Origin of the sequence: Spongiibacter sp. UBA1325, from assembly GCF_002306875.1 — a bacterium.
Taxonomy (GTDB): domain Bacteria; phylum Pseudomonadota; class Gammaproteobacteria; order Pseudomonadales; family Spongiibacteraceae; genus Spongiibacter; species Spongiibacter marinus.
Map to the genome: position 1 here is coordinate 2667 of NZ_DBTD01000008.1, position 4929 is coordinate 7595.

At 57.1% G+C, this 4929-nt stretch carries 5 protein-coding genes; all 5 read left to right on the plus strand.

The genetic code is table 11. The annotated features are described in order from the left end of the window. Positions 1–1623 (plus strand): Ig-like domain-containing protein (locus B3K78_RS08440; RefSeq protein ID WP_286695105.1); only part of this gene is annotated, 1623 nt, incomplete at its 5' end. A gap of 104 nt (positions 1624–1727) precedes the next feature. Then, positions 1728–2309 carry a putative outer membrane beta-barrel protein gene (locus B3K78_RS08445; RefSeq protein WP_204997244.1) on the plus strand — a complete coding sequence of 194 codons (582 nt, stop codon included), beginning with the start codon at positions 1728–1730 and terminating at the stop codon, positions 2307–2309. Positions 2310–2378: 69 nt separating this feature from the next. Then, complete coding sequence (gene cmoA / locus B3K78_RS08450; RefSeq protein ID WP_204997243.1) at positions 2379–3101, plus strand: carboxy-S-adenosyl-L-methionine synthase CmoA; 723 nt, start codon at positions 2379–2381, stop codon at positions 3099–3101. Next, on the plus strand, positions 3098–4081 hold the full coding sequence (gene cmoB, locus B3K78_RS08455) for a tRNA 5-methoxyuridine(34)/uridine 5-oxyacetic acid(34) synthase CmoB (protein WP_286695106.1): 984 nt from the start codon (positions 3098–3100) through the stop codon (positions 4079–4081). The genes cmoA and cmoB overlap by 4 nt, the downstream gene beginning before the upstream one ends. A gap of 188 nt (positions 4082–4269) precedes the next feature. Beyond that, a partial coding sequence (locus B3K78_RS08460) for a hypothetical protein (RefSeq protein ID WP_286695107.1) occupies positions 4270–4929 on the plus strand: 660 nt, incomplete at its 3' end.

The window sequence follows — 4929 nt, forward strand, 5'->3', positions numbered from 1 at the left end:
GCTTGCGGAGGCGGCAGTGATGGCGGCCCCAGCCTGACCCCCGGTGGCGGCTCATCAGGAACAGGCGGTTCGGGCCAAACCACTGGCACCACTGAGTACCGTTTTGGTGCATTATCAGGTGGAAGCTTCAGCGCAGGAACAATCTCCACCAACCGCAGCAGCCTGGAAGCGGGCCAAAGCGCGGCGCTTAGTGTGTCGATTATCGACCAAAATGGGAACTTGGTGACAGAGGCAGCGAGCGTTCTATTTAGCTCTCCCTGTATTGCATCGAGCTTATCAGAGCTCAGCGATAACAATATCGCCAATACCACCGGCACCATTACCACCACTTACACCAGCCGAGGCTGTGACGGCAACGACGTGATTACTGCGCAGACCAGTATTGGCGGAAATTCCTACACCGCGTCGGTACAACTTACCGCAACCCCCGCACCGCTGGGTTCTATCGGCTTCGTCTCTGCCTCGCCCCAGATTATCGGCATTAAGGGCTCAGGCGCCATTCCCGAGCAGTCGGTGGTGTCATTCAAGGTCACCAACTCCAGTGGCGGGCCGGTACAAAATCAAACTGTCGACTTCACCCTAAACAATACTACCGGCGGCATTGGCTTGAGCACGACTCAGGATATTACCGACGCCAACGGTATTGCCTCTACAACGGTAACGGCGGGCACCATTGCCACCACCGTTAGCGTTAGCGCCAAGGCAACTCAAGGCAGCATTGAGAGCACCGCGCAGTCATCAGCACTGGCTGTTACCACGGGCATCCCGGATCAAAACAGCTTTTCGCTAAGCGCCTCCATTCTGAATATCGAAGGCCTGGCCTACGATGGCACAACAACTACGCTAACCATCCGCGCCGCTGACCGCTTTAACAACCCCGTGCCCGACGACACGGCAATCACCTTCCGCGCTGAAGGTGCTTCTGTTCAGCCCAGCTGCACCACTACCGGCGGCGCCTGCTCAGTGGAGCTCACATCTCAGCAACCACGCCCCGCTGATGGCCGCGTTACTATTTTGGCAACCGCGGTTGGCGAGGAAAGCTTTGTCGACGCCAACCCGTCCAACGGCCAATACGACGACGCTGAAACCTTTACTGACTTACCTGAAGCCTTTTTGGATGAAGACGAAGACGGAGTGTTCGACGCCAACACCGAGCCCTATATCGACCAGGACAACGAAGGCGACTATGACGGTGCCAATGGCAAGTACAATGGCCTGCTGTGCAAAGGCCCCAGCAACTGTGATACAAACTCGGAACGGGTAACCCTGCGCGAAAGCATTGTTATCGTTCTCTCCGGCTCAAGTTTCAACGTTAACCTCAGCCCAGCCAGCGTTAACTTAGACGGCGGTACGGCAACCGTGGTGGTAAGCATTGCCGACATCAATGGCCAAGTACCTCCGGCTGGCACCACCATCAAGGTAGAAACCGACCAAGGCACGATTAGCGGCCCAGCGCAGGAGACCATGTTGTCCACGAACGCTCAGGGGCCCGCGGTATTCGCGTTTCGCATTAAACAGGGCAGCAAAGCCGGGCAAGGAACGTTCAGCGTGGAAGTCACCACGCCTAAAGGCGTCATCTCCCGCGCATTTGCCAGTGTGAATCAGACCGTCACACCACCATAAGCGGTTTCCAGACGACAGCTAAAACCACTTGCCGGGGCTAACAATGCCTCGGCAAGCTGGTACACTTCCCAGCCAATATCCATTGGACCTTCTGGGAACACCCCATGCTACGACCGCATATCCTGTACACCCTGCTGTGCTCAATTGTATTACTTTCGTCGGCTGCTCAGGCTGAGCCCCGCCATTACTCCTACCTTGAAGCCGCCTTCGCTTACCAAAGCACTGATTGGGGGCCTTACGAAGAAGAGGAGAACTTCACCTTTCTCGCCAGCGCCGAGGCGTTTGACTATTTCCACGTACACGCCCGCTACAACGATGGTGATACCTATATGCCGCGAGGCGTTATTCAAGATGGGTGGTGGACCTACGGCATTGGCGCTCACTACTATCTTAACAACAGCACCTCAGTGCTGATCGGTGCCGACCGCCACGAGATGGACTCTCAGAGCCGCCGACCCAATCAACGCGGCTGGGAATATAAAGTGGGTGTACGCCACGATATCAATGCACGCTGGCGCCTTACGTTGGAAGCCGGGGAACACAATGTTGTGGTTGATGACGACACCACCTTTATCTTCGAAACGCTGTACCACCCTCGTCCGGATATCGGCTTCTCCTTTCGCGTGAGGGACTACGACAAGCTTGATCTAAGCTCCTACGAATTTGGCGCACGCTGGAGCTACTAACAGGCGTGGCAGCGCTGAGCAATTCACCGGCACTGTGCTAAAATCGCCATCTTTATTCAGCGCCCGCCCATGAGCAAATCAGACACCATTTACGCAAGGCCTCACAAAGCCTTGCAGCGCTTCGCCTTCGACGAGCAAGTTGTCGAGGTCTTCCCGGATATGATTCAACGATCGGTCCCGGGCTACGCGACGATAATTGCCATGACCGGCGTAATGGCCGGTCGCTATGCTCAACCAGAGAGCAACTGCTACGATCTCGGCTGTTCACTCGGCGCCAGCTCGCTCGCCATGGCGCGGGAAACTCAGGGGCGCAATATCCAGCTGATCGGTGTTGATAACTCGGCTGCAATGATCGAGCGCTGCCGTGAATACTGTCAGCAGTCCAATACCGACATCCACCTGCGCTGCGAATCCATTCAGGAAACAGAGATACGCAATGCGTCGGTTGTCGTACTCAATTTTACGCTGCAGTTTGTCCCTGAGGCTGAGCGCAATGCCTTGTGTCAGCGCATCAGCGACGCCATGCGCCCCGGCGGCGTATTGATCCTGTCAGAGAAGATCCGCTTTGCCGACCCCCACCTGCAGGAGCTAAACACCGACCTTCACCACGCCTTCAAGCGCGCCAACGGTTATAGCGAAATGGAAGTCGCACAAAAGCGCAGCGCACTGGAGAACGTTCTTATTCCCGAGACGCTGAGCCAACACCAAAGCCGCCTAAAAAACTGTGGCTTCACCAGTGTGGACGTCTGGTTCCAGTGTTTTAATTTTGCCTCGATGGTTGCCGTAAAATGAGCCACCCGCGGATGAACTACCAGGCCTTCCTCAGTAAACTTGCGGGCAACGAAAACCTCGCCGCCTGGGCAAACCAACTGCCAGACCAGATTGACGCGGGCCTCAACCCCAAACGCTACGGTGACCTGCCCCGCTGGCAGCAAGCACTGAGCGCACTCCCCGAGCTCACCTCACGCACCATTGATATGAACACCTCGCGCGTGGGCGCGCGCGGCGACATCACCCCGCAACAAAGCGAGCAGTTGCGCGAGGCCCTGATGGGCTTGCACCCCTGGCGAAAAGGGCCCTTTGAGCTTTTTGGCGTGCATATCGATACAGAGTGGCGCAGCGACTGGAAGTGGGAGCGCCTCAAAGACCATATTGCCCCCCTCGCCGGACGAACCGTTTTAGACGTGGGCTGCGGCAGCGGCTACCACTGCTGGCGAATGCGCGGCGCCGGTGCAGAGCTGGTCGTCGGCATCGACCCCACGCCCCTGTTTGTCGTGCAATACTTTGCCCTGCAACACTATTTGCAAGACCCATCAGTCGCGGTGCTGCCGATGGGCATTGAGGCCCTGCCGGAAAAACTGGCGGCCTTCGACACCGTATTCTCAATGGGGATTTTGTATCATCGTCGCTCCCCCTTCGACCACCTAATACAATTGCGAGAAGCACTGGTCAGCGGTGGAGAGCTCGTGCTGGAAACCCTAATCATCGACGGCCAACTCGGCGAATGCCTGGTTCCCGAAGGCCGCTACAGCAAGATGGGCAACGTCTGGTTCCTGCCCAGCACGGCCACGCTAGAAAGCTGGCTCAGTAAAGCCGGATTCAAAAATATCCGGGTAGTTGATGTTGCACAGACCACCACGGACGAGCAGCGACGCACAGAGTGGATGCGCTTTCACTCCCTGGCGGATTTTTTGGACCCCGACAACCCTCAGCTAACCGCCGAGGGCCACCCTGCGCCCAAGCGGGCCGTCCTTCTTGCCGAAAAACCGTAAGCCCCAGCCAGCCGCGTGTCTACACGAAAACCTCGCACTGCGACACAGTGTTATTAGACATTGTTCATGCTTTGAGAAAAAATAGCCGTGGTGACAAGTGGCCATTTTTCAATCTATGGTACATTGCAGTAATGTGAAAGCCGCACTCATACCGGTGCTCGCTGACAATAAAGGACGCGCCCCATCCCATGGACGCAAAACAAGCGGATACAGTGATAGCGACAATGAGCTCGCTGACCAGCCGGTGGTTTGACGACCATCTGTACCGCTATTTGGAGCGCCTCCAAGACAATTTTCACCGCCGCGCATTAACGAGCAAGCACCCTGACGAGCAGCAGGCCCTACTGACGCAGCAACGGCATATCCGCAGCGGTCAAGACGAAGCCTACCGACTGTTCTCGCGACACCTGCAGCACAATATTCGGGCCGCCCGCCCTTACAGCATGGGCGGGCATAGCAAGCTGGACCAACTGCTCGCCCGCAGCCAACAGCTGGGTAACGACGAACTGGAGAACGCCTGCGCAAGGCTGTGCCGCGCCATCTCCCCCATGGCATTGCTGGCCGGCTTCCAACACCTGGCCAAGCCACTGCGGATTGATCCCGCCCACCTCAGCCAATGCCTGTCGCTGTTTAATGTTCTGATTTTGCGCGAAGCCCCCTTGCTCTACCAGCAGCTGCTGGCAGAACTAAATGGCGGCAACGCAGAAACAAGCAAAGGCATAGAAGGCTGGATCGCCCATATCGAGCAGCAGCTAAAACAGCAAAATCTCAGCGCCCAACAACGCGCACTCAACGAGCTGCGCTTACAGCGCCTACGGGGCCGCAGCCGCCCGCAGGGCGACAGCAGC

Excerpts from the sequence above, each read along its gene's own strand:
- B3K78_RS08445 (WP_204997244.1), top strand. The coding sequence starts at position 1,728 with ATGCTACGACCGCATATCCTGTACACCCTGCTGTGCTCAATTGTATTA.
- cmoB (WP_286695106.1), top strand. The coding sequence starts at position 3,098 with ATGAGCCACCCGCGGATGAACTACCAGGCCTTCCTCAGTAAACTTGCG.
- cmoA (WP_204997243.1), top strand. The coding sequence starts at position 2,379 with ATGAGCAAATCAGACACCATTTACGCAAGGCCTCACAAAGCCTTGCAG.